Below are 23,676 nucleotides of genomic sequence, written 5' to 3' on the forward strand. Positions count from 1 at the left end.
GCTTATTTCTAAACCGGAAGACGATAAAACACGGTAGACAAGCTCAGCATGACGACCGTGTTTTAGATTCAATCAGTGTAAGGATAGGGCCGATGCATCTGATTGATAATGTCTTTGCGTAATAACCGGCGTTCTCACATGGCGTGGTCCAGCTTCACGTCCTGGCCCGACCAGATTTGACGGGCGGTCCAGTCCTGCGGTGGGCTGCTCCAAAAGGTGTGGCTCGGGGCGAGCCCTAGGGGCAGGAAAGCCGTGGTGCAGAGGTAGAGGCTGCCCGTCGAGATGTACCCCTCGCCGATGCCCGGCTGATGCCCGCACAGCCCAATTTGGAGCCAGCCCTGGGCATCGAACGTGCCCTTGGGCTCCATGGTGCGCCGGATAACAGCCGTGAGCGCGCTGCGCACCTGGCCCGGACCTAAGCCCTCGGGCAGCAGCCCCTGCAAGCTGCACTGCGCCAAGTGTTGAAACGCCCCACACCGGTAGGCCAGCGAGCGCCCAAACGCCGCAAACGAGCCATCGGGCCCGATGAGGCGCTCCTGCACCGCGGCGTAGCGGCGGGCGCGGGCGCGCAGGGTTTCGAGCAACTCGGGGCGCTCCTTGCCGGCGGCCACCAGCGTGCCCACCACATCGAGCAGCATGGGCTGAATGACGTAGCTATTGTAGTAGTCCCAATGAAAATCGGGCCCGTCGCCGTAGGTGCCGTCGCCCTTGTACCAGGTTTGGTGCTCCCGGATGGCGTAGTCCATCCGCATGAGGTCGCCGCTGCCCGTAAACTTGAGCAGCGCCGCCTCAATGATGGCGCTGAACAGCAGCCAGTTGCTATACACCGGCTTGATGACGCGGGTACTTTGCAGCGCTTGCACCAGCTGCGCCTGAGTGGCGGCCGGCAGCTTGCCCCACAGCTGGGTGGGTGCCCGCAGCAGCGCGTGGGCCAGAAACGCGGCATCCACCACCGGCTGCCCGCCCAGGTTGAAATTCAGAAAATCGGGCGACTGTGGATTGACGCTGTGGGCAATGGCTTGGCGGGCCTGCCCGGCGGCACGCTGCTGGCGGGCGGCCTCGTCGGCGGGCACGTCCTTTAGTTCGAGCCAGGGCGCTAGTCCGGCCAGGGTGCGGCCCAGGGCTTCGAGGTGCGTCACGGCGCGGCGGCCCTCCTGCTGGCCGGGCGCGGCTTCGACGGGCATGGTGGCTTTGAGTTGACCTAGGGCCGCGGCGGCCAGCACCGGGTCGGCGATGCGTAGCAGCGTGCTCAGCCAGGAGGCGCGGTCGGTGGTGGGGCGCGGGGCGGCGGGGGCGGCCCCCAGGTCGTGCCCGGCGGCGGGCAGGGTGGCCAGCGCGGCCAGGCCCGAGAGGCCGGCCGCGGCCTGGCCCACGAAAGAGCGTCTTTTCATAAGCAACTACTTAAGCTTCAATACCTCGGAGCCCGCCAGCAAAAAGGCGCCGGTGCCGTACACCTCCCAGCTATCGGCCGAGAAGTCGCGCCTAGGGTCGGCCCCGATGGGCTGCACCCAGCCCACGCGGCCCTCTGGCGACACTACGTTGGTGAGGGCAGCCCAGGCTTTTTGGACCGGACCTAGGTAGGTGGCCCGGTCCAGAATGCCCTGATTAATGCCCCAGGCCAGGGCGTAGCAATCAAAGCCCGAGCCCGAGGTTTCGCCGCCGGGGTAGGCGGCCGGGTCGAGCAGGCTCGAACGCCACAGGCCGTCGGCCAGCTGCAACTGCACGAGCCGGGCGCTCATCTCCTTGAACAAGCTGAGGTAGAACGGGCGGCTGGGGTGGCCGGCGGGCAGCTCCTGCAACAGCTGCACCAGCCCGCCCATCACCCAGCCGTTGCCCCGGCTCCAGAAAATGCGCTGGCCGTTGCTTTCCTTTTTGCCCTGGCCGCTGGCATCGAGCAGGTACGAGGCATCGCGCGCGAATAGGTGCTCCTGGTGGTTGAAAAGCCGCCGGTACGTCTGCTGGTACAGCGTGTCAGTGAAAGCCAGGTACTGGGGCTGGTTTTCGATGGCGGCCACCTTGGCCAGTACCGGCGGGCCCATAAACAGGGCGTCGCACCACCACCAGGTGATGCCGTGGTTTTGCACTTCCGGGCCCGGCGTGGTGCGCACTTTCTCCACCACGGCCAGGGTCGGTTCTAGCATGCGCCGGTCCTTTTTGAGGCGGTAGAGGTTGAGGTAGGTTTGGCAAATGGCGATGTCGTCGGCGTGGTCGTAGCGCGGGCCCGGCTGCCAGCGCGTGCGCTCGCCCAGGGCCAGCAAGGAATCCAAAATCAGCTTCGATTTGGTGGCTTGGTAGGCTGCGAACACGCCCGAGTAAAAGGCGCCGTTGGTCCAGTCGGTGGGCGCGTGCTTGGGGTGCGCCAACTGCCACTTGGTGGCTTTCAGCAGCTGCGCTTTGATGTATTTGGGCTTGAACAGCGCCGCGTTGGGCGGGGTGGTTTGGGCGTGGGCCGGGCGGCCGAGGCCGGCCGCCAGCAGCAAGCCGCCGAGCAGCCATGTAGTCCGGAAGGAGCGAAGCATAGCAAACGAGTGGGTGGGAGAGAGGGGATGGGCGGGCCAGCAGTAAAATGCTCCTGCAATAGTAGCGCCCGCGCGGCCAGCCGCCCCGGCCATTCTCGGAGATTAGCGGGGGCGTTTTCAGAAAGGGCTAGGCCCAGGGGTCTAAAATAGCCCATAGTATGCTGACTTATTATGTAGGCTCGCCGGGCGCGTGACCCCACCCCCAGCCCCTCCCCTTCGGGAGAGGGGAGCCTTTCGTCCGGTTACGTGAGCAGTCGTCAGGCTCCCCTCTCCCGAAGGGGAGGGGCTGGGGGTGGGGTCACGCGCCCGGCGAGCTCCCAGGTCGCCCTCACTCCATGTCAGCGGCCGCGGCCGTGCGCCCGATGCGGTGCTGCTTGGCGTAGTCCGACGGCGTGAGGCTATACAGTTTCTGAAAGGCCTTGCGGAAGTACTTGGCGTCCTCAATACCAACTTCAAAGGCCACTTCTGAGATGCGCATCGTGGTTTGGGCCAGCAGCTGGGCGGCGCGCTTGAGGCGCACGTCGCGGATAAACTCGACCGCCGTTTGGCCGGTCAGGCTCTTGATGCGACGGTAGAATACCGACTGGCTCATGGCCAGGGCGCGGGCCAGCACCTGTACGCTGAATTCGCCATCGCCCAGGTGCTGCTCCACGGTGTGCATGGCCTGCTCCAGGAACTCGCGGTCGGCGTCGGCCACCACGATTTCGGTGGGTTGCAGCAGGATGTGGCGCTGGTAAAACTCGTGCAGCTTGCGGCGGTTGCGTAGCAGCGCGTCGGCCTTGGCGTGCAGCAGGGCGGGTTTGAAGGGCTTGCTCACGTAGGCGTCGGCGCCCGTGCCCAGGCCCTCCAGCTCGTGGGTTTCGGCGGTGCGGGCCGTGAGCAGCAGCACTGGAATGTGGCTGGTTTTGGGGTGCTGCTTGAGGCGCTGGCACAGCTCCAGGCCATCGGAGCGCGGCATCATCACGTCCGATATGATGAGGTCAGGCAGCTGGGCCAGAGCCGTCGTCCAGCCCACTAGGCCGTCCTCGGCGGTCAGCACCGTGTAATCGGTCTCGAAGAGCTGGGTGAGGTACTGGCGCACCTCGTCGTTGTCCTCCACTAGCAGCAGGCGCGGCGGGCCGGCCGGGGCGGGCGGGGCCGGTTGGGTCAGTAGCAATTCTTCGTCAAGCAGTTCGCTCTCGCTGCCGGCTGGGGCCGCGGCTAGGTTTAGTTCTTCGGGCTGAATGTCCTCGGGCCGCAGGTGCTGCTGGCCGAAGGGTAGGCGCAGTTCAAAAGTGGTGCCGGCGCCCCGCTGGCTGGCCACCGTGAGCTGCCCGCCGTGGCGCTCGGCAAATTGCCGGGCCAGCGACAGCCCGATGCCCGTGCCGCCCATGCGCAGTGTGTCGGTGTGCGAGGCTTGGTAATACGGGTCAAAAATGCGTTCCAGTTCGGGCGCGCTGATGCCCACGCCGGTATCCGAAACGGTGACTTTCAGGTAATTGCTCACCAGCTGCCCAGCTGCATACACCGCCGGGCTGCTCGCGCTGCCCACGGCGGTGGCCGCCAGCGCCACGCGGCCCTGGTCGCGGGTGTACTTAAAGGCGTTGGCCAGCAGGTTGGTCACGATGATTTCCAGCTTGCCGCGGTCGAAGTACAATCGCACTGCCTCGGCGGGCGCATCGAGCTGATACACGATACCCCGCTCCTGCGCCTTGTGCTGAAAGCTACCGTACTGCTCACCTAGGAAAGCTATGGCGTCGGCGTAGGTGGCGCGTAGGGGCACGTGGCCGGTTTCGACTTTGCGGAAATCGAGCAGCTGGTTCACCAGCTCCAGCAGCTTGCGGGCCTGCCGGTGCATGAGCTCGACCTTGCCCGCCAGGTTGGGCACGGGGCCGGGGCTGCGCATAATTTCCTCTATCGGCCCCAGAATGAGGGTGAGCGGCGTGCGCAGCTCGTGGCTGACGTTGGTGAAAAAACCGAGCTTGAGGTTGGTCAGCTCCTTCTCCTTTTCCGCCTTAAACTGCTCTAGCACCAGCTTATTCTGCAGCCCCTGCTGGCTCATCTCGAAGCGCCGGTACAGCGCAATGGCGCCCCCTAGGGCTAGTATGTAGAGCAGGTAGGCCCAGCCAGTCTTGTACCAGGGCGCCAGCACGTCAAACTGCACGGTGGCGGGCCGGGTGCTCCAGGTGCCCTCGCCATTGCTGGCTTTCACGCGCAGGGTGTAGTGGCCGGCCGGCAGGTTGGCGAAGCTGGCGGTGCGCTGGCCGGGCGGCGGGTACACCCAGCCGGGGTTGTAGCCCTTCAGCTGATAAGCGTAGCGGTTTTTCTGCGGATTGGCATAATTAAGGCCCACAAATTCAACCGAAAAGTCGTTCTCCGAAGGCTTGATGGTCACGATTTGGGCCTGCGACAGTGGCCGGGCCAGCACTACGCGCCCCCCAAACGGCTGCCCCACTACCACCGGCTGGTTGGCAATGCGCAGGCCCGTGAGCTGCACCACCGGCGCATACGGGTTGGGCTGAATGGCCGACGGCTGGAAGTAGCTGATGCCGTTGATGCCGCCGAAGTACAGCGTACCATCGGCCCCGCGGGCGGCGGCGCCTATCTTAAACGCATTGCTAGGCAGGCCGTCGGCCACGTCGTAGCGCAGGTACTGCTGGGTGCGCGGCGCGTAGCGGTAGAGGCCGGTGCCGCCCACCCAGAGGTTGCCCGCATCGTCGGGCAGCAAGCTTTCCACGTCGCTCTCGGGCAGATAGCGCGCCAGGCTGCGCACCGTTTCGCGGCCTTGGGCATCGGTGGTCAGCTGGTGCAGTCCGCCCCCGATGGTGCCAATCCAGAGCGTGCCCTGGCGGTCGAGCAGCAGCGGCCACACGTAGTTGACGCGCAGGCCCCTAGGTGCCTCGGGCGCGTAGCTGAACTGCCGTAGCAACCGCACCGAGTCGGGTGTTACGCGCAGCTTGAGCAGGCCCGCATCGGTGGTGCTGGCCCACAGCACGTCGCGGCGCGGGTCGAGGAGCAGGAAGGTAAAGCGGCTGCTGGGCAGCCCCCTAGGTCCTTCGCCGTAGCTGCCCAGCAGCTGGCCCTCCGGGCTAAAGCGCAGCAGGCCTTCACTGAACGTAGCAACCCAAAGCGTGCCGTAGCGGTCCTCTACTATGCGCTCGATGCTGGCGCTGCTCAGGCGCCGGCCGCCGGGCAGCTCGTCGAAGGTCGTGAGCTCTTCGTGGCCCTGACGGCGCACCAGTCGCACCAGGCCGTGGCCGCGGGTGCCAAACCAGAGCGTGCCGCCGCGCGCTGGGCAAATGGCCGAGACATCGACGCCGCGCGTCACGCCAGCCGCGGTCTGGTTGAGGTAGCTGCGGTAGGTGTGGTGCGCCAGGTCGTAAGCCGCTACCCCGTTGCGCGAGCCCAGCCACAGCGTGTTGGTGGCTTCTTCCTTATACACGGCGTTGATGTAGTTGTTGGGCAGCGTGGCCTGGCCCGCCAGCTGCCGCCGCAGCCGGCCAAAGGGCTTCTGCCGGAGGTCTACCTTATTGAGGCCGCCGGCCGAGGCGCACAGCCACATCACCTGGGTGCGGTCTTCGAAGAGCTGGTGAATGCGCTCTGAGTTGAGGCTAAATGGCTCGCCATCAGTAGGCAGTAGTAGGGTAGGAGCCCCGGCACGCAGGGGCGGGGCCGCGCCTGTGGCGGGGCCCGCCTCCCACACGTAGAGCCCGTAGATGGTACCCACCCACAGCCGCCCGTAAGAGTCGAGCAGCAGCGATTGCAGCTGCGGATAAGCCAGCGGCTGCGGGTGCGCGGCCAACTGGCGCACGGCGCGCCGGTTGGCCGCGCTCACCCACAGCACCTGGTGGTCGGTGCCTATCCAGAGGTCGCCGCGACGGTCGAGGCACAGGGTTCGCACCAGTTCGGTGATGGCCGTGGCCTCGGCCACCAGCGGGCTGGTATCGGTTCGGATTAGGCGCAAGCCCTGGTTATAGGTGCCCACCCACACGTTGCCCTCGGCGTCGGCGGCCAGGCTGCTCACATGGTAGGGCTCGGCCGGCTGGCCACTGGGCCGGGTTTGGCTGACGGTGGCCAGCCCGCTGCGCGGGTCCAACGTCAGCATCAGCACACCATCTTGCTGGGTGCCTATCCAGAGGCGGCCCTGCGGGTCGGCCGTCAGCGCCGTAATGCTGACCGTGGCCAGCCGCTGTAGCAGCGGCCGGCTGGCCGGCACCACGGCGCGGGCGGCCAGCGGCACCAGCTGGTCGGTGGCGGCGTCGTAGTAGCTAAGGCCCGCCCGCTCGGTGCCCACCCACAGGCGGCCCCCGGGGGCGGCGTAGAGCACCTTAATGCGATTACCGGCGATGCCCTTGCTCGTGATGGGCAGCGAGGCGGGCAGCATATAATGCTTGAGCGCGTAGCCGTCGTAGCGGTCGAGGCCGCGGTTGGTGCCGACCCAGATGAAGCCCGCCTGGTCCTGCGCCACGGCCATGGCGTCGCTGTGGCTCAGGCCCTGGTCCACGGTGAGGTGCTCGAAGCGAAACTCGCTGGGGGCGGTATCCTGCGCCCTGGCGGGCCGGGCCAGCAGCAGCCCCAGCAGTAGCCAGCAGCCGCGTAGCCGTTGAAAGACAGATAACATAGCGGAGAAGAGCGGGTGGGAAGAGAACGAGAAGCGAGCGGCCCCGCGGCAGCTAGTAGCCTGAATAAGTGCTTACTAGGTCCGCCTTTACGGACCCGCCAGCCGCGGGTCTGCAAGGTACTAAAACCACCCCCTTTGGCGCACCCTGTTGCCACCTGCTCCGCGAGCCGGGCGTCAGTTCCCCCCGCTTTTTCGGCGAAAACCACCCCCTGTGCGGACGAGCCGCCCCAATACTTTTGTGGCGAGCTGCTATTCCTGCATTGCCCACCGGCGGCAGACTAAAAAACGGCCCCCGGGCAGTAGCGCGAGCTAGAAAGTTCGCGCTACTGCCCAGCGCTTGACTCCTCACCATTCCCACCCATGCCAAAACGCCTACTCCTCGCTGCATTATTGACGCTGGCCGGCGCCGCTCAGGCGCAGCAGCGCACCGCCTTCGCGCCCGGCCAGCCGTGGCCCGATAACAAGGACACTCACCTCAATGCCCACGGCGCCGGGGTGCTCTATGACAAGGGCCGCTACTACCTGTTTGGCGAGCACAAAGTAGCCGGCCCCAAGGGCAACAGCGCCCAGGTAGGCGTGCACTGCTACTCCTCCAAAGACCTCTATAACTGGCAGGATGAGGGCATTGCCTTCGCCGTAGCGCCCGAGGGCTCGGGCTCGGAGGTGGAGAAAGGCTGCGTGCTGGAGCGCCCTAAGGTGGTGTTCAACAAGCAGACTGGCCAGTACGTGATGTGGTTTCACCTCGAACTGAAGGGCAAGGGCTACGCGGCCGCCCGCACCGCCGTGGCCGTGGCTAGCAAGCCCACCGGCCCCTACCGCTACGTGCGCTCGTACCGGCCCGGCGCCGGGCAGTGGCCCCTAGGATTCAAGGACGAGTGGAAGCAGCCCGCGCCCGGCGAAAAAGACCTGAAGTGGTGGACGCCCGAGTGGCGCGCCGCCGTAGCCCAGGGCTCGTTCATCCGGCGCGACTTTGTGCCCGGCCAGATGGCCCGCGACATGACCATCTTCGTCGATGACGACGGCAAGGCCTACAATATTCATTCGTCGGAGGAAAACCTGACCCTGCATGTGGCCGAGCTAACGGCCGACTACCAGGGCTTTACGGGCCGCTGGAACACCATTGCGCCGGCCGGGCACAACGAGGCACCGGCCATCTGCAAGCGCGGCGGCAAGTATTACCTGATTACCTCGGGCTGCACCGGCTGGGCGCCCAATGCGGCCCGCTCATTCGTGGCTTCGTCCATCTGGGGGCCGTGGCAGCAATTGGATAACCCCGCGACCGGGCCCGACGCCGACTCGACCTACCACTCGCAGAGCACCTACCTGCTGCCGGTGGCCGGCAAGAAAGACGCGTTCATCTTTATGGCCGACCGCTGGACGCCCAAAAACCCCATCGAGGGCGGCTATATCTGGCTGCCGCTCACCTTCGAGGGCGACCAGCCCCGCCTGCGCTGGGCCGACCGCTGGACCCTCAGTGCCTTCGACCAGCCCCGGTCGAAGGTTGTGGCTACCCCCTAGGGTGGAATTCCTCCTAAGAAAGAACTTATTGTTAATCAGATTAATACCTCATCGGGTATCGCTGATAGGCGTGATTTTGGGAAGAAAATGTGTGAATTAGTCCCGCTTCTTTCCTGAAAATACCCCTCTTCTCTACCGAGCACTGCCGATACTTTTGGGCAGTCGAACTACTGCTTCAGTTTGCCTTTTAGGCGCTCTTAGCAAATTGGCTTCTTGGGCGGGGGAACCCCGACCTAGGCGGGCTAGCCCCGCCCTTGCACTGCGATTTCTATTACCCACCCTGGCCGCTCCCGCGGCCATTTATTTCACTCTATGCAGGCAAAGTCTATACTCCTGTGCGGAGCCTTGCTGCCCCTAACAGTGGCAGCGGCCCCGCTTTCCCACGCCGCCAGCCCCGACTGGGCGGGGCGCGCCCTCACCCAGCCCACGGCCGACGTGACCATCACGGGCACGGTGCTCGACGAAAAAGGCGATGGGATGCCCGGCGCCACCATCGTACTCAAAGGCACGAGCCTCGGCACGAGCACCGACGCCGACGGCAAGTTTTCGCTGCGTATCCCCGACGGCACGGCCACGCCCACGCTCGTTATTTCATCGGTGGGCTACGTAAAGCAGGAGCTGTCCGTGGGCAGCCGTACCACGTTCTCCATCAAGCTGGCCCCTAATACCCAGGACCTCAACGAGGTGGTAGTAGTGGGCTACGGCACCCAGAAGCGCTCCGACGTGACGGGCTCCGTGGTGTCGGTACCGCAGGACCGCCTCGAAAAAATTCCGGTGCCCAACGTGGCGCAGGCCCTGGCCGGCGCGGTGGCGGGCGTGCAGGTTACGAGTGGCTCGGGCGTACCGGGTTCGCAGTCGAGCATCCAGATTCGGGGGGTGCGCTCCATCACGGCCAATACCGACCCCTACCTGATTGTGGACGGCGTACCGTTTCCGGGCAACCTAAATGACATCAACCCCAACGATATTGCCTCGATTGAGATTCTGAAGGATGCCTCGTCCACGGCTATCTACGGCACGCGGGGCTCCAATGGCGTTATCCTGATTTCGACCAAGCGCGGCAAAACCGGCAAGCCCCAGATTCGCTACGCCGGCTACGCGGGACCCGAGTACATGGTGAATAAGCTGCACCCGCGCAACGGCGCCGAGTACGTGCAGAAGTACGCCGACTTTGTGAAGCAGCGCGGCATCACGCCGACCCCCGTGCCCTACCTAGGTGAGGTGGACAACTACAACGCGGGCCGCGAAACGAATTGGATAGACTTAATTAAACAGCAAGGCTTTATCCAGGACCACAACCTGTCGATGTCGGGCGGTACCGACGACGTGAAGTACTTCGTGTCAGGCGACTACTTCAAGCAGCGCGGAGTAATAAAAGGCTTCGATTACCAGCGTATTAGCTTGCGCTCGAACATCGACGCCAACCTAACGCCCTGGCTCCGCATCGGCACCTCGGCTTTCTACGCCAACAACGATGACGGCGGCGGTCGCGCCACGCTGGGCCTGGCCCAGGTGCTGAGCCCCTACGGCACGCCCTACAACGCCGACGGCACCTACACCATTTACCCTACCCCTCCCGAGCAGCTGGTAGTGAACCCGTTGCTGGGCCTGACTACCACCCGCCAGAGCCGGATAAACCAGCTCACGGGCACGGGCTATGCCGAGGTGTCGCCCACGTTTTTGCCGGGCCTCAAGTACCGGGTGAATGCCACGTACTCGAACCGGGGCTACCGCTTCGCCAACTATGCGGGCCGGGCGGCCGGCGATTTGCGCGGCACGGCCCAGCTCGTGAACGATGAGCGGCAGAACTACACGGTGGAGAACTTGCTGATTTATAACAAGGATTTCGACAAGCACCACTTCGACCTCACGGCCCTCTACAGCGCCCAGCAGAACTCGTACTTCACGACGACCGAGAATGCCAGCGGGTTCATCAACGACCAGATTGGCTTCAACAGCATTGGCTCGGGCTCGATTACGCCCACCATTTCGTCGTATAGCGAGCGCCGGGCGCTGGTTTCGCAGATGGCGCGCCTCAACTACAACTACGACAGCCGCTACCTCTTCACGGTTACGGCCCGGCGCGATGGCTCGTCGGTGTTCGGCGTCAACGCCGATAAGTACGCGCTCTTTCCCTCGGTAGCCCTGGGTTGGAACGTGACCAACGAGGCCTTTCTGAAGGATAATAGCACGGTGAATGCGCTGAAACTGCGTTTCTCGTACGGTACCACAGGCAACGAGGGTATTAATCCTTACCAGACTATAACGGGTTTGACCCTAGGTCAGTATGCCTACGGTGGAGTAGCTGCCACCGCGCTTCGCGCTGGCACAATTGACCGGATAGGGCTAGGCAACTCGAACTTGAAGTGGGAGCAAACTACCAGCGCCAACTTTGCCGTGGACTTTGGCTTCCTGAAAAACCGCCTCACGGGTAGCATCGAGTACTATGATGCGCAAACCAAGGACTTGCTTCTGAATCGCCAGATTCCCATCATTTCGGGCTATAGCTCGGTGCTCGACAACATTGGCAAGGTGCAAAACCGCGGAATTGAGTTCAGCCTGACCACCGCCAATGTCCAAACCGCAACCTTTAGCTGGTCGACGAGCCTGAACGTAACGGCTAACCGCAACAAAATTCTGGACCTCTACGGCAACGGGGCCGATGATATTGGCAACCGCCGCTTTATCGGTAGGCCGCTGAGCGCCATCTACGACTACCGCATGGTAGGCGTGTGGCAGACCGGCGAGTCTGCCGGCACCCTCGATGCCACCGCCAAGCCCGGCGACCTAAAATTTGCGGACCTCAACGGCGACGGCAAAATTGATAGCAACGACCGCGAGTACCTAGGTACTACCCTGCCCAGTTACACCGGGGGCATCACCAACACCTTTACGTACAAGGGCTTGAGCCTGCGCGTATTCATCCAGACGGTGCAGGGCGTGCTCAAGAGCAACCCCACCCTCAACCTAGTGGACCTAGGTGGCCGCTTCAACGCCCCGCGTGAGGTAGGCTACTGGACCACCGAAAACGCAAGCCAGGACCGCCCCGGCCTCAACTACTACAACCCCCGCGGCTACGCCTACCCCAGCAACGCCAGCTTTACGCGCCTCAAGGACGTGACGCTCAGCTACAACCTGCCCGCGCCCGTGCTCGAAAAGCTGAAGCTCGGCACGGTATCGGTCTACGTGAGTGGGCGCAACCTCTACACCTGGACCAAGTGGGTGGGCTACGACCCTGAGCAGAACTACACCGCTGGCAACGGCACCGGCAACGTGGATAACCTGACCTCGCTGGCCAACCCCGGCTCGGGCAGCAACCCCAACTTTCCGCAGCTCGCCACCTACGTGTTTGGCCTGAACCTGAGCTTGCGCTAGTCTTCTTCCCCACCCGATTTATCTTATTTGTTATGAAGCGCTTATCACTAGCTTTCATTGGTTTGCTGGGCACGGCCCAGCTCTTTAGCTCTTGTAAAAAAGACTACCTCGACGAAACCCCCGCCTCGCTCTACACGCCCCAAACAGTGCTCACCGACTCGCTGGGCTTCGAGGCCGCGATGGCGGGCCTGCAGTCGGTGGTGCGCGAGCAGTACACCCGCTCCGACGAGCAGGGCCTGCTGGGTATGATGCAGCTGGGCACCGATGTGGCCATTCCGGGCCAGGTGCAGGGGGCGGAAATTCCGTACTACAACTACACGCAGCTCAACTCGCAGGACCAGGCTGCCGCTGTTATGTGGAGCTGGGCCTACCGCACCATCAACAACTGCAACCAGATAATTGCGGGGGCGGCTGCCGCACCCGCTACGCTGCGGCAGGGCTACAAAAACCGCATCAGCGGCGAGGCGCGCTTCTACCGGGCCTACGCCTACAACTTCCTCGCTACGCTGTGGGGCGACGTGCCGCTGATAGACCAGCCCGTGAGCACGCCGCGCACCGACTTTACGCGCTCACCCCTAGCCACGGTCAATACCTTTATCATCAACGACCTGACGACGGCTATTCCGAGCTTGTTCTTGGCCAATAAGGCAGCTTCGGGCCGCATAACGCAGGCGGCGGCCCAGCAACTGCTCGGCGAGGTGTATCTGCGGACTGGTCAGCCGGCCTTGGCCGAACCTGCCTTGCAGGCCGTGCTCAACAGCGGGCAGTACCGTCTGGTGTCGGCGCGCTACGGCGTGCGGGCCAGCCTGCCCGGCGACTACTTCTCCGATATGTTTATTGTTGGTAATCAGCGCCGTAGTCAGGGTAATACCGAGGTGATTTGGGCCGAAGAGCAGCAATTGCTCGTGCCTGGCGGCACTACCAGCGCCCAGCAGCGCCGCATGTGGGTGCCGGCCTACTACAACGTGAAGGGGATGGCTTTGGCCGACTCGCTCGGTGGCCGCGGCATTGGCCGGATGCGCCTGAGCCAGTGGGTAGACTACCGCCTCTACCCCGCCAACGAAAACGCCGACATGCGCAACTCGCGCTTTAACCTCAAGCGCCGCTTTTACTACAACGACCCCACCCAAACGGCTACGTTTGGCCGGCGCGTGACGGGCATCACAGGCACCGATACCGTGTTCTATATCACGCCCTACACCACCAAGTGGAATCAGTTTGACCCTACCGATACCTTCGGCTTTGGTACCATCAAGGACCTGACCATGATGCGCCTGGGCGAAACCTACCTGCTGCTGGCCGAAGCGCAGTTTAAGCAAGGCAACACGGCCGGCGCGGCCACCAGCATCAACGCGCTGCGCACCCGCGCCCGGGCGGCCCAGGTCACGGCCAGCCAAATCGACCTCAACTTCATCCTCGACGAGCGCGTGCGCGAGCTGGTGGGGGAGGAGCAGCGGCGCCTCACGTTGCTGCGCACCGGCACGCTCATCGAGCGGGCCATCCGCCTAAACGGCGCTTCCATCACGGGGCTGGCGGCAAAAAACCTGCTGCTGCCTATTCCGCAGACATCTATCGACCTGAACACCAACGGGTCGCTGACGCAAAACCCGGGTTACTAGCTGGTGGGCTAGTTACCGGTCGAGCCGGGGTCGCCTTGTGGAGGGGTTGGCCCCGGCTCATTTGCGTTTGGTCCGTTATTTACGTCGCCCATGAAAGTATTGTCGCCCCTAGGGTGGGTGCTCGTCGCCCTGCCCGGCTTGGCCCTGGGCCAAGCCCTGCCTACCCCACCCGCCCCGTTTTTTGACACCCACGTAGCGCCGCCTACTACCCGGCTGCCCGCCTTCGAGGTCCAAAACCCGGATAACAAGCTGAGCCCCTACACCGGCCTCACGCGCCGGCACTGGCAAGATGCCGCCCGCTACCTGCTTAGCGGCGCCTTCAGCTACGTGCGGACCCTAGACGACCCCATGCAGTTTGTGAAGCAGCCGGGTAAAAGCTACCCGCGCACCGCCAGCCAAGTGCCCACCGAAAAGCTGGAGGGCCTGTGCCGCACGCTTTTCATGGCCGCGCCGCTGCTTAAAGAAGACCCTAGCCTTATGCTGAACGGCGTGAAAGTAGGCGACTACTACCGCCACCAGCTGGCCCTGCTCGTGAACCCCAGCAGCCCCAGCTACATCGCGCCCCGCGCCAAGGATGGCGGCCCCAGCCAAAACCTGGTGGAGTTTGGCGGGTTGAGTGTGGCACTGTTTGCGGCGCCCGAAATACTCTGGGACCCGCTGCCCGAGGCCACCAAAAAAGCCCTGGCCGCCACCATGCTCAGCTACGGCGACGGGCCCACGGTGCCCCAAAACTGGCGCTACTTCAACATCTTCATCCTCAGCTTTTACCAAAGCCGGGGCTACCAGGTTAATGAAAAGCTGCTGCAAGAATACCTGCAAAAGCAACTGACCCACTACAAAGGCGAGGGCTGGTACGACGATGCGCCGAGCTTCGACTACTACAGCATGTGGGCCTTCCAGATGTACGGCCGGCTCTGGAGCCACTACTACGGGCGCCAGCACTACCCCGAGGTAGCCAAGCAATTAGCGGAGAATTTCGCGCCGCTCAAAAACACCTACCCCTACCAGTTCGGCCGCGATGGCAGCATGATAATGTGGGGCCGCAGCATCATGTACCGCTTCGCGGCGGTGGTACCGTTTCCGCTCATGGGCTTGCAGCCCGAGGCCGGCACCAACTTCGGCTGGATGCGGCGCATCGCCTCCGGCACCATGCTGCAATTCTTGCAAAACCCGGACTTCTTGCAGGATAATATTCCGACCCTAGGGTTTTACGGGCCCTTCGACCCCGCCGTGCAGCAGTACAGCTGCCGGGGCAGCGTGTTTTGGATGGCCAAAGCCTTTCTAGGGCTGCTGGTGCCGGCCGACTCGCCGTTCTGGACCGCCACCGAAAACGAGGGGCCCTGGACCAGCGAGTTTAAGCCCGGCACGGTAGTCAACAAGTTTGAGGCGGGGCCGAATATGCTGGTGACCGACTACCCCAATATCGGCGCCGCCGAAATCCGCGACGTGCCCCACCAGCCGGCTAGCGACCCCTACCGCGGCGACGAAAACTACAACCGCCTGAGCTACAACAGTGCCTTTCCGTGGCAGGCCGACGGCCCCAACGGCGAGGTAGCCATGAACTACGTCTTCAAAAACAAGCAGGACAAGTGGGAGCCGCTGCGCCTCTACACCTTCAAAAAGTACGAAAACGGCGTGTATTACCGCGACGCCGAGCTGGAAACCAACAAAAACATCAAGCTGCACCTCGCCGAACTGCCGCTGCCCAACGGCATCCTGCGCGTGGACCAAAACGCCAGCACCGAGGCTACCGCCCTGCGCCTAGGTCACTACGCGCTGCCCAACCTCACGGGCACCATCCGGCGTACTACCCGCCAGGTAAAGGGCCACGCGGTGCAGCTTATCGACAACGGCACTTACCAGCTGGCCCTAGTATCGCTCAGCGGCTGGAACCAGGTCGAAGCCGTGGAAGCCAGCGGCTTGCACCCAACTGCCAAAACCAGCACCGTGCTCAACGCCCTGGGTAGCACCGCGCCCGCCGCCCGCCCCAAGCTCTACGCCACGCTGCTGCTCTGGAAAAAATCGGGCACTACCTTCGCCGATGCCGAATTACTGCCCGTTCGGCAGGTGCGGCCCGCCGCCACTGGCACTGGCGCCACCGTGACGATGGCCGATGGTAGCCGCAAGGAATTGACATACACCGAATAAGCAAGTACATGCGCGTAAGCTCTTTCTTGATAACAGCCCTGCTAGTGGGCGGGTCAGCCCTCGCTAGCCAGGCCCAGGCCACCCTCGGCGCCGACACCCTGCACGCCCCGGCGCCCGCCCTACCCGGCCCTAATGCCGACCCGCACATCGCGGCCTATGGCGACACGTATTACCTCTACCCCACCACCGATGGCATCGAGGGTTGGGGCGCTAAGTCGTTCAGCGCCTGGTCGTCGAAGGACCTGAAAACGTGGAAGAACGAGGGCGTCATTCTGGACTTGCCCCGCGACCTCACCTGGGCCAATCGCAACGCCTGGGCCCCAGCCATGGCTACTAAAAACGGCAAGTACTACTTCTACTACACGGCCGCCCAGAGCGTGGGCGTAGCCGTGGCCGACCGCCCCACCGGCCCCTTCAAAGACCCCATTGGCAAGCCGCTGGTGGCCAAGGACGCCTACCGCGGCCAGGCCATCGACCCCATGGTGCTAGTCGATGACGACGGCAGCGCCTACCTCTACTGGGGTCAGGGCCAGTGCCACGTGGTGAAGCTGAACGCCGACATGACGAGCTACGACCCCGCCACGGTGGTCGAGTTCAAGCCCGAGGGCTACAACGAAGGCCCGTTCGTGCTCAAGCGCCGGGGCAAATACTACCTCATGTGGAGCGAGTACGACACCCGCGACCCGCGCTACTCGGTGGCCTACGCCACCTCCAACTCGCCGATGGGCCCCTGGGTGAAGGCCAGCGGCCCGCCCGTGCTGCACGGCCGCGGCGTGGTGAAGGGCGCCGGCCACCACTCGGTGGTGCAGGTGCCGGGCACCGACCAGTGGTTTATCGCCTACCACCGCTTCATCATCCCCGGCGGCGATGGCTTCAACCGCGAAACTTGCGTGTCGCCCATGCGCTTTGATGCGGCGGGCAATATCTTGCCGGTCAATGTTTTTGAACCGGTGAAGGCCACCAAGATTCGTAAGCCCGCGGGGGCCAAACGACGCTAGGCACCAGGCCGACGAATTTACCGCCCTGTAGTAAAGAACAACCCAATCTTTTTTGCATACAATGCACAAACGATTGTGTAAATTGCTGCCCTTGTTCGGTTGCGATTATTACCAGTACCTAGCGTCAGTCTAGCGTCAGTAGGTAGCTGAATGCCTTTTTCTCTACATCCCACCCCACTTTTTACATGCGTTACGCTTCTTTAACTCAGCGGGTAAAGCATTTTGCCACCGCTTCGTGCCTCCTAGGGGCAGCGGGGGCTGCCCAAGCCCAGGCCGTGGCCGACTACCCCATCCGGCCGGTGTCGTTCACGCAAGTCAAGCTGACGGATAACTTCTGGCTGCCGCGCCTCAAAACCAATACCGACGTTACCATTCCGGCGTCGTTTCAGCGCTGCGAGGCTACCAACCGGGTCAAGAACTTCGAGATGGCGGCGGCCCACACGGGCAAGTTTGCCACCACCTTTCCCTTCGACGACACTGACATTTACAAGACCATCGAGGGCGCGTCGTACTCGCTGAGTTTGTACCCCGACGAGCACCTGAAGGAGTACGTCGATGCGCTCATCAAGAAGGTGGCCGCCGCCCAGGAGCCCGACGGCTACCTCTACACGGCCCGCACCATCGACCCCGCCCACCCGCACAGCTGGGCCGGCAAGGAGCGCTGGGAAAAGGAGCGCGAGCTCAGCCACGAGCTCTATAACTCGGGCCACCTCTACGAAGCCGCCGTGGCTCATTATCAAGCTACTGGCCAGAAAAACCTGCTCAACATCGCCCTCAAAAACGCCGACTTGGTGTGCTCGGTATTCGGCCCCGGCCGGCGCGCCGTGGCGCCCGGTCACGAAATCGTGGAGATGGGTTTGGTGAAGCTCTACCGCGTGACGGGCCAGGCGAAATACCTGAACACGGCCAAGTTCTTCCTCGACCAGCGCGGGCAGTACAAGGGCTACGACCTCAAGAGCGAGGACGAGTGGAAAAACGGTAAATACTGGCAGGACGACAAGCCCGTGGTCGCCCAAACCGAGGCTGAAGGCCACGCCGTGCGCGCCGAATACCTGTACTCGGCCATGGCCGACGTGGCCGCCCTCACCGGCGACAAGCCGCTGCTGGCCGCCGTGGATACCATCTGGAAAAACATGGTAACCAAGAAGATGTACGTGCAGGGCGGCACCGGCGCGGTGGGCAGCGGCGAGCGCTTCGGCGCCAACTACGAGCTGCCCAACGCCACGGCCTACAACGAAACCTGCGCCTCGGTGGCCGACGTGTACTGGCAGCAGCGCATGTTCCAGCTGCACGGCGACGCCAAGTACGCCGACATCATGGAGAAAGTGCTCTACAACGGCCTGATTTCGGGGGTAGGGCTCGATGGCAAGTCGTTCTTCTACACCAACGCCATGCAGATAAAGGGCGGCCAAGGGTCGAAGGACACCGAGCCGGCGCGCGCGGGTTGGTTCGACTGCTCGTGCTGCCCCACCAACCTGGCGCGGCTCTTCCCGAGCCTGCCCGGCTACGTGTACGGTCAGCACGACAAAGACTTGTACGTGAACCTGTTCGTGAGCAGTACGGCCAACCTGACGGTGAATAAAAAGCCGGTGCAGCTGGTGCAGCAAAACAACTACCCCTGGGACGGCGCCCTAAAATTTGTGGTGAATCCGGCCGCCAGCGCCGACTTCAACCTGCTGGTGCGCGTGCCCGGCTGGGCGCGGGGCGAGGCCATGCCCTCCAACCTCTACACCTTCGCCACGCCCGCTAAAGAGCCAGTAGTCATTAAGATAAACGGCAAGCCCACCGCCTACACCCTGCGCAACGGCTACGCCGTGCTGCCGCGCAAGTGGCGCAAGGGCGACGTGGTCGAAATGACCCTGCCCATGGACGTGCGCCGCGTGGTGGCCAACCCCAATGTAAAAGACGACCTAGGCAAGGTGGCCTTGCAGCGCGGCCCGCTGATGTACTGCGCCGAGTGGACTGATAACCAGGGCAAAGCCAGCAACTTCGTGGTGCCGCCCACGGCCACCTTCACCGCCGCCTACCGCCCTGAGCTACTCAATGGCGTGACGACCCTCACCGCCACCGTGCCCGCCGTGCAGGTCGATGCTGCCGCCAGCACCATCCAGACCGTGCCGCAGACGCTGACCGCCATCCCGTACTACGCCTGGGCCAACCGTGGCAAGGGCGAAATGACCGTCTGGTTTCCGGCCAAAATAGTGGACGTGGACCTCGTGACGCGCCCGGCCGAAGTGCCCAGCGGCAGCAAATAGTGCCCGCCCGCCCGCCCGCCGTGCTTGCTCATGCCAAGCACGGCGGGCAGTGTTGCTTAACCTAACCTCATTTCCCACCCGTCTTGACGTACCTACTTACTCGTTTTCTGCCTTTGGCCGGCCTGGGCCTGCTTCTTTCGTCCGCCGCCCACGCCCAGCAGTACCAGCCCACGGCTACTGGCCTGCGGGTCAGCACCGATTCGCTCACGGTGGAGGTGCAGTTTTACTCGCCCGAAATAGTACGCGTGCTCAAGCAGCCTAGGGCCAAGGAAACGGCGAAAAAGAGCCTGGTAGTGGTGCAGGCGCCCGCGCCGGGCAAGCTGAAATACAGCGCTAAAAACGGCCAAGTGACCATCAGCAGCCCGACTACCCAGGTGGTGGTGAATGAGAAAACCGGGCAGGTGAGCTTTCGCACGGCCCAGGGCCAGCCGCTGTTGAGCGAGCAGGCCCTAGGGTCGCGTTTTACGGCCAAAAAGGACTTGAACACCGCGACCTACCGCGTGCGGCAGCTTTTTCAGCTGGCGCCGGGCGAGGCAGTGTATGGCCTGGGCCAGCACCAGGATGGCCACCTCAACTACCGCGGCCAAGAGGTGCTGCTGAAGCAGAAAAACCTCGATATCGCACTGCCCGTGCTGCACTCCAGCCGGGGCTACGGCGTGCTGTGGGACAACTACTCCACCACCAAATTCACGGATGCGGCCGCCGGCACGGTGTTCGATTCGGAGATTGGCGACTGCGTCGATTACTACCTGCTCAATGGCCAGGGCACGGCCGATGGCGTGGTGGCCCGCTACCGCCAGCTCACGGGCCAGGCGCCGATGTTTCCGCGCTGGACCCTGGGCTTTTGGCAGAGTAAAGAGCGCTACCGCAGCCAGAATGAGACGGTGGGCGTAGTCGAAAAATACCGCGCCCTGGGCGTGCCGCTCGATGGCATCGTGCAGGACTGGCAGTACTGGGGCGAGGACAACGACCTCTGGAACGACATGGCCTTCAACAACCCCGGCTTCCCTAATCCGCAGGCCATGTTAGACCGGGTGCACGCCCTGCACGCCCACCAAATGATTTCGATTTGGCCCTCCTTTGGCCGGAAAAGCAAGCCCTACCAGGAGCTGGCCAGCAAGGACATGCTCTTCGACTTCATCACTTGGCCGCGCACGCCGCACGTGAAGGTGTACGACGCCTTCGACCCCGCTGCCCGCGATATCTACTGGAAGTACCTGAACCAGGGTATCTTCAAACTCGGCATGGATGCCTGGTGGATGGACGCCACCGAGCCCGACCAACTCCAGCCCTTCGACACTGACGACGACAACGAAACGGCCCTGGGCAGCTTCCGCAAGATGCGCAACGCCTACCCGCTCGTGACCACCGGCGGCGTGTACGAGCATCAGCGCCAGGCCACTAGCGATAAGCGCGTGTTCATCCTCACGCGCTCGGCCTTTGCCGGGCAGCAGCGAAACGGTACCATGACGTGGTCGGGCGACGTAGACTCGCGCTGGGACGTGCTGGCCAAGCAAATCCCGGCCGCCCTCAGCCTGAGTATGGCCGGCCTGCCGTACTGGAACTGCGATATCGGCGGGTTTTTCCCCAACGGGCAGTACCCCAAAGGCGTGAAGGACCCCGCGTTTCAGGAGCTGTTTACGCGCTGGCAGCAGTTCGCGGCCTTCACGCCCATGATGCGCGCCCACGGCGAGGGCACGCCGCGCGAGATTTACCAGTTTGGCGAGCGCGGCTCCTGGGCGTTCGATGCGCAAGCCAAGTACATCGACCTGCGCTACCGCCTGCTGCCCTACCTCTACTCTAATATGTGGAGCGTGACCAGCCGCGCCGGCACGCTGCTGCGCGCCCTGCCCATGGACTTCCCGCAGGATGCCAAGGTGGCCGACCTGAGCACTGAGTACCTGTTCGGCCCCGCCTTTTTGGTGCGCCCCGTCACGGAGGCGCAGTACGTGAACCGGCCCGACAAAAACGTGCCCGTACCGGCTGATTTCTCCCAAACGAAAAACGTGGAGGTCTACCTGCCGACCGGCGCCAGCTGGGTCGATTTCTGGACCGGGAAGCGCCAGGCCGGCGGCCAAACCGTGCGGCGCGAAACGCCCATCGACGTGCTGCCGCTCTACGTGCGCGCCGGCTCGGTGCTGCCCCTAGGGCCGCGCCAGCAGTACACGGGCGAGAAGGATGGCGCCCCGCTCGAAATCCGTGTCTACCCCGGCGCCAACGGCGAATTCACGCTCTACGAGGACGAAAACGACAACTACAACTACGAAAAAGGCGCCTTTGCTACCATCCGCCTGCGCTGGAACGATAAGGCCCGGCAGCTCACCTTCTACAACCGCGCCGGCTCCTTTACCGGCATGCAACAGGCGCGCACCTTCCGTGTCATCCTGGTCGATGAGCAGCACGGCACCGGCGTAGGGGCCGATGATGCTCCCGCCAAGGAAGTGAAATACGCCGGCAAGCAAACGAGTGTTAAGCTGTAAGTGAGAGGATATAAGTGAAAGAATCGTGTCATGCTGAGCGCAGCGCAGCGAAGTCGAAGCATGACACGATTACAAAAAGCAGTGCCGCCTACCCCCAATTCAGTTGATGAAACGTCCCCTTCACCTATTTCTATTGCTGCTGAGCGCCCTAGGTGCCCTGGCCGCACCCGCTACCGCCCGCCCGCTCAAAGCCGACCCAACCAGCGCCTACCTCTTCGCCTACTTCACTGGCAACGATATTAAGGAGGAAGCTATCCGCTTCGCGCTCAGCACCGATGGCTACCACTACCGCGCCTTGAATGGTAATCAGCCGGTCGTCAGCTCGGCTGCCATCAGCGAGACGGGCGGCGTGCGCGACCCGCACATCATGCGTGGGGACGATGGTAAGACGTTCTACATGGTGGCCACCGACATGGTATCGGCCAAGGGCTGGAGTTCAAACCGCGGTATGGTGCTGCTCAAGTCCAAGGACTTGGTAAACTGGATGCACAGCACCATCAATTTTCAGAAACGCTACGCGGGTCAGGAGAACCTGAAACGGGTGTGGGCGCCGCAAACCATCTACGACGCCCAGGCGAAGAAGTACTTGGTGTACTTCTCGTTGCAGCACGGCTCGGAGCCCGACAAAATCTACTACGCCTACGCCAACAAGGATTTTACCGACCTGGAGGGCGAGCCCAAGCAGCTGTTTTTCTCGCCCACCAACGGCTCGTGCATAGACGGCGACATTGTGGCGAAGGATGGCATGTTTTACTTGTTCTTCAAGACCGAAGGCAACGGCAACGGCATCAAAATCGCCGTGTCGGATAAGTTGACCAGCGGCTACGTGCTACGCGACCCCTACGTGCAGCAAACCAAGGACCCGGTGGAGGGCGCCGGTACCTTCAAGCTCAATAATTCGAACGACTACATCCTGATGTACGACCTCTACACCAAGGGCAAGTACCAGTTTACCCGCACCAGCGACCTTCAGCACTTTGCGGTGGTAGACAAGGACATCAGCATGGATTTTCACCCGCGGCACGGCACCGTGCTGCCTATCACGGCCGCCGAGGCCGCGCGCCTCGCCAAGCGTTGGCCCAGCGGCGGTAACCTAGGGCTGGCCCCGCCCAAGAAAGCGGAGGTGCTGGCCCTCATCACGAAAGTAAACGACCACTGGCAGGCCGAGCACCCGGCGCAGGTGCGCTCGTTTTGGGACCACGCCGCCTACCAGACCGGCAACATGGCCGCCTACGCCGTGACCAAAAACAAGAAGTACCGCCAGTATGCCGAGGACTGGGCCGTGTATAACAAGTGGCAGGGCGCCACCTCAACCGACCGAGATAATTGGCAGTATAAGTATGGCGAAACCCCTGACTACGTGTTGTTTGGTGACTGGCAGATTTGTTTCCAGACCTACGCCGACCTCTACAAAATCAAGCGCGAGCCCATCCGCATTGCCCGCGCCCGCGAGGTGATGGAGTACGAAATGAGCACCCAGCGCAACGACTACTGGTGGTGGGCCGACGGCCTCTACATGGTGATGCCCGTGATGACCAAGCTCTATAACATTACCAAAAACCCGCAGTACCTGGATAAGCTGCACCAGTACTTCGGCTACGCCAATAGCATCATGTACGACGCCGAAACCGGCCTCTACTACCGCGATGCCAAGTACGTGTACCCGCAGCACAAGTCGGCCAACGGTCAGAAGGACTTTTGGGCGCGGGGCGATGGCTGGGTATTTGCCGGCCTGGCCAAAGTGCTGGCCGACCTGCCCGCCACTGACCCGCACCGCGCCGAATACCTCACTAAGTACCTAGGGCTGGCCGCCGCCCTCAAAAAAGCCCAGCAGCCCGAGGGCTACTGGACCCGCAGCCTGCTCGACCCGGCGCACGCTCCCGGCCCCGAAACCAGCGGCACCGCCTTCAACACCTACGCCTATTTGTGGGGCATCAACCACGGCGTGCTCGACAAAAAAGAGTACCTGCCTACCGCCCAGCGCGGCTGGCAGTACCTCACGGGTACCGCTTTGCAGCCCGATGGCACCGTGGGCTACGTGCAGCCCATCGGCGAAAAAGCCATCCCTGGGCAGGTAGTCGATAAGAACTCGACGGCCAACTTTGGGGTCGGTGCGTTCTTGCTGGCCGCCAGTGAGATGTACCATTTCACCGCTAAACAATAA

General features: G+C 63.2%; 11 protein-coding genes. 8 read left to right on the forward strand and 3 right to left on the reverse strand.

The features are described from left to right. Positions 1-134: 134 nt before the first annotated feature. The 3 genes from ACFSDX_RS01400 to ACFSDX_RS01410 form a co-directional block, all read right to left on the reverse strand. On the reverse strand, positions 135-1,391 hold the full coding sequence (locus tag ACFSDX_RS01400) for a DUF2264 domain-containing protein (protein ID WP_382311376.1): 1,257 nt from the start codon (positions 1,389-1,391) through the stop codon (positions 135-137). 6 nt (positions 1,392-1,397) lie between these two features. Further along, positions 1,398-2,519 carry a glycoside hydrolase family 88/105 protein gene (locus ACFSDX_RS01405; RefSeq protein ID WP_382311378.1) on the reverse strand — a complete coding sequence of 374 codons (1,122 nt, stop codon included), beginning with the start codon at positions 2,517-2,519 and terminating at the stop codon, positions 1,398-1,400. A 328-nt stretch (positions 2,520-2,847) separates the two neighbouring features. Then, positions 2,848-7,119: a two-component regulator propeller domain-containing protein gene (locus ACFSDX_RS01410; RefSeq protein WP_382311380.1), complete on the reverse strand. Its 4,272-nt coding sequence runs from the start codon at positions 7,117-7,119 to the stop codon at positions 2,848-2,850. 360 nt (positions 7,120-7,479) lie between these two features. Here ACFSDX_RS01410 and ACFSDX_RS01415 point away from each other — a divergent pair, with 360 nt between their 5' ends. The 8 genes from ACFSDX_RS01415 to ACFSDX_RS01450 all read left to right on the forward strand — a co-directional run bounded on the left by ACFSDX_RS01415 (position 7,480) and on the right by ACFSDX_RS01450 (position 23,676). Then, on the forward strand, positions 7,480-8,637 hold the full coding sequence (locus tag ACFSDX_RS01415; protein ID WP_382311382.1) for a glycoside hydrolase family 43 protein: 1,158 nt from the start codon (positions 7,480-7,482) through the stop codon (positions 8,635-8,637). A gap of 312 nt (positions 8,638-8,949) precedes the next feature. After that, a complete protein-coding gene (locus ACFSDX_RS01420; RefSeq protein ID WP_382311385.1) occupies positions 8,950-12,012 on the forward strand; it encodes a SusC/RagA family TonB-linked outer membrane protein in 3,063 nt (1,020 codons plus the stop codon). A 32-nt stretch (positions 12,013-12,044) separates the two neighbouring features. Then, a complete protein-coding gene (locus ACFSDX_RS01425; RefSeq protein ID WP_382311387.1) occupies positions 12,045-13,631 on the forward strand; it encodes a RagB/SusD family nutrient uptake outer membrane protein in 1,587 nt (528 codons plus the stop codon). A 90-nt stretch (positions 13,632-13,721) separates the two neighbouring features. Next, positions 13,722-15,779, forward strand: coding sequence for a DUF2264 domain-containing protein (locus tag ACFSDX_RS01430; RefSeq protein WP_382311389.1), 2,058 nt, complete (start codon positions 13,722-13,724; stop codon positions 15,777-15,779). Positions 15,780-15,787: 8 nt separating this feature from the next. Continuing rightward, complete coding sequence (locus tag ACFSDX_RS01435; protein WP_382311391.1) at positions 15,788-16,777, forward strand: family 43 glycosylhydrolase; 990 nt, start codon at positions 15,788-15,790, stop codon at positions 16,775-16,777. Between the two features lie 185 nt (positions 16,778-16,962). Continuing rightward, on the forward strand, positions 16,963-19,032 hold the full coding sequence (locus ACFSDX_RS01440) for a glycoside hydrolase family 127 protein (RefSeq protein WP_382311394.1): 2,070 nt from the start codon (positions 16,963-16,965) through the stop codon (positions 19,030-19,032). Positions 19,033-19,115: 83 nt separating this feature from the next. Then, positions 19,116-21,512, forward strand: coding sequence for a glycoside hydrolase family 31 protein (locus ACFSDX_RS01445; RefSeq protein WP_382311396.1), 2,397 nt, complete (start codon positions 19,116-19,118; stop codon positions 21,510-21,512). A 106-nt stretch (positions 21,513-21,618) separates the two neighbouring features. Then, entirely contained in the window at positions 21,619-23,676 is a 2,058-nt protein-coding gene (locus ACFSDX_RS01450) for a glycoside hydrolase family 88 protein (protein WP_382311398.1), read from the forward strand.

The sequence above is a fragment of the Hymenobacter bucti genome, assembly GCF_042681145.1.
Classification (GTDB): Bacteria; Bacteroidota; Bacteroidia; order Cytophagales; family Hymenobacteraceae; genus Hymenobacter; species Hymenobacter bucti.

Bases quoted from the DNA above. Each gene is read 5' to 3' on its own strand.
- ACFSDX_RS01400 (WP_382311376.1), bottom strand. From the start codon at position 1,391: ATGAAAAGACGCTCTTTCGTGGGCCAGGCCGCGGCCGGCCTCTCGGGC.
- ACFSDX_RS01405 (WP_382311378.1), bottom strand. From the start codon at position 2,519: ATGCTTCGCTCCTTCCGGACTACATGGCTGCTCGGCGGCTTGCTGCTG.
- ACFSDX_RS01410 (WP_382311380.1), bottom strand. From the start codon at position 7,119: ATGTTATCTGTCTTTCAACGGCTACGCGGCTGCTGGCTACTGCTGGGG.
- ACFSDX_RS01415 (WP_382311382.1), top strand. From the start codon at position 7,480: ATGCCAAAACGCCTACTCCTCGCTGCATTATTGACGCTGGCCGGCGCC.
- ACFSDX_RS01420 (WP_382311385.1), top strand. From the start codon at position 8,950: ATGCAGGCAAAGTCTATACTCCTGTGCGGAGCCTTGCTGCCCCTAACA.
- ACFSDX_RS01425 (WP_382311387.1), top strand. From the start codon at position 12,045: ATGAAGCGCTTATCACTAGCTTTCATTGGTTTGCTGGGCACGGCCCAG.
- ACFSDX_RS01430 (WP_382311389.1), top strand. From the start codon at position 13,722: ATGAAAGTATTGTCGCCCCTAGGGTGGGTGCTCGTCGCCCTGCCCGGC.
- ACFSDX_RS01435 (WP_382311391.1), top strand. From the start codon at position 15,788: ATGCGCGTAAGCTCTTTCTTGATAACAGCCCTGCTAGTGGGCGGGTCA.
- ACFSDX_RS01440 (WP_382311394.1), top strand. From the start codon at position 16,963: ATGCGTTACGCTTCTTTAACTCAGCGGGTAAAGCATTTTGCCACCGCT.
- ACFSDX_RS01450 (WP_382311398.1), top strand. From the start codon at position 21,619: ATGAAACGTCCCCTTCACCTATTTCTATTGCTGCTGAGCGCCCTAGGT.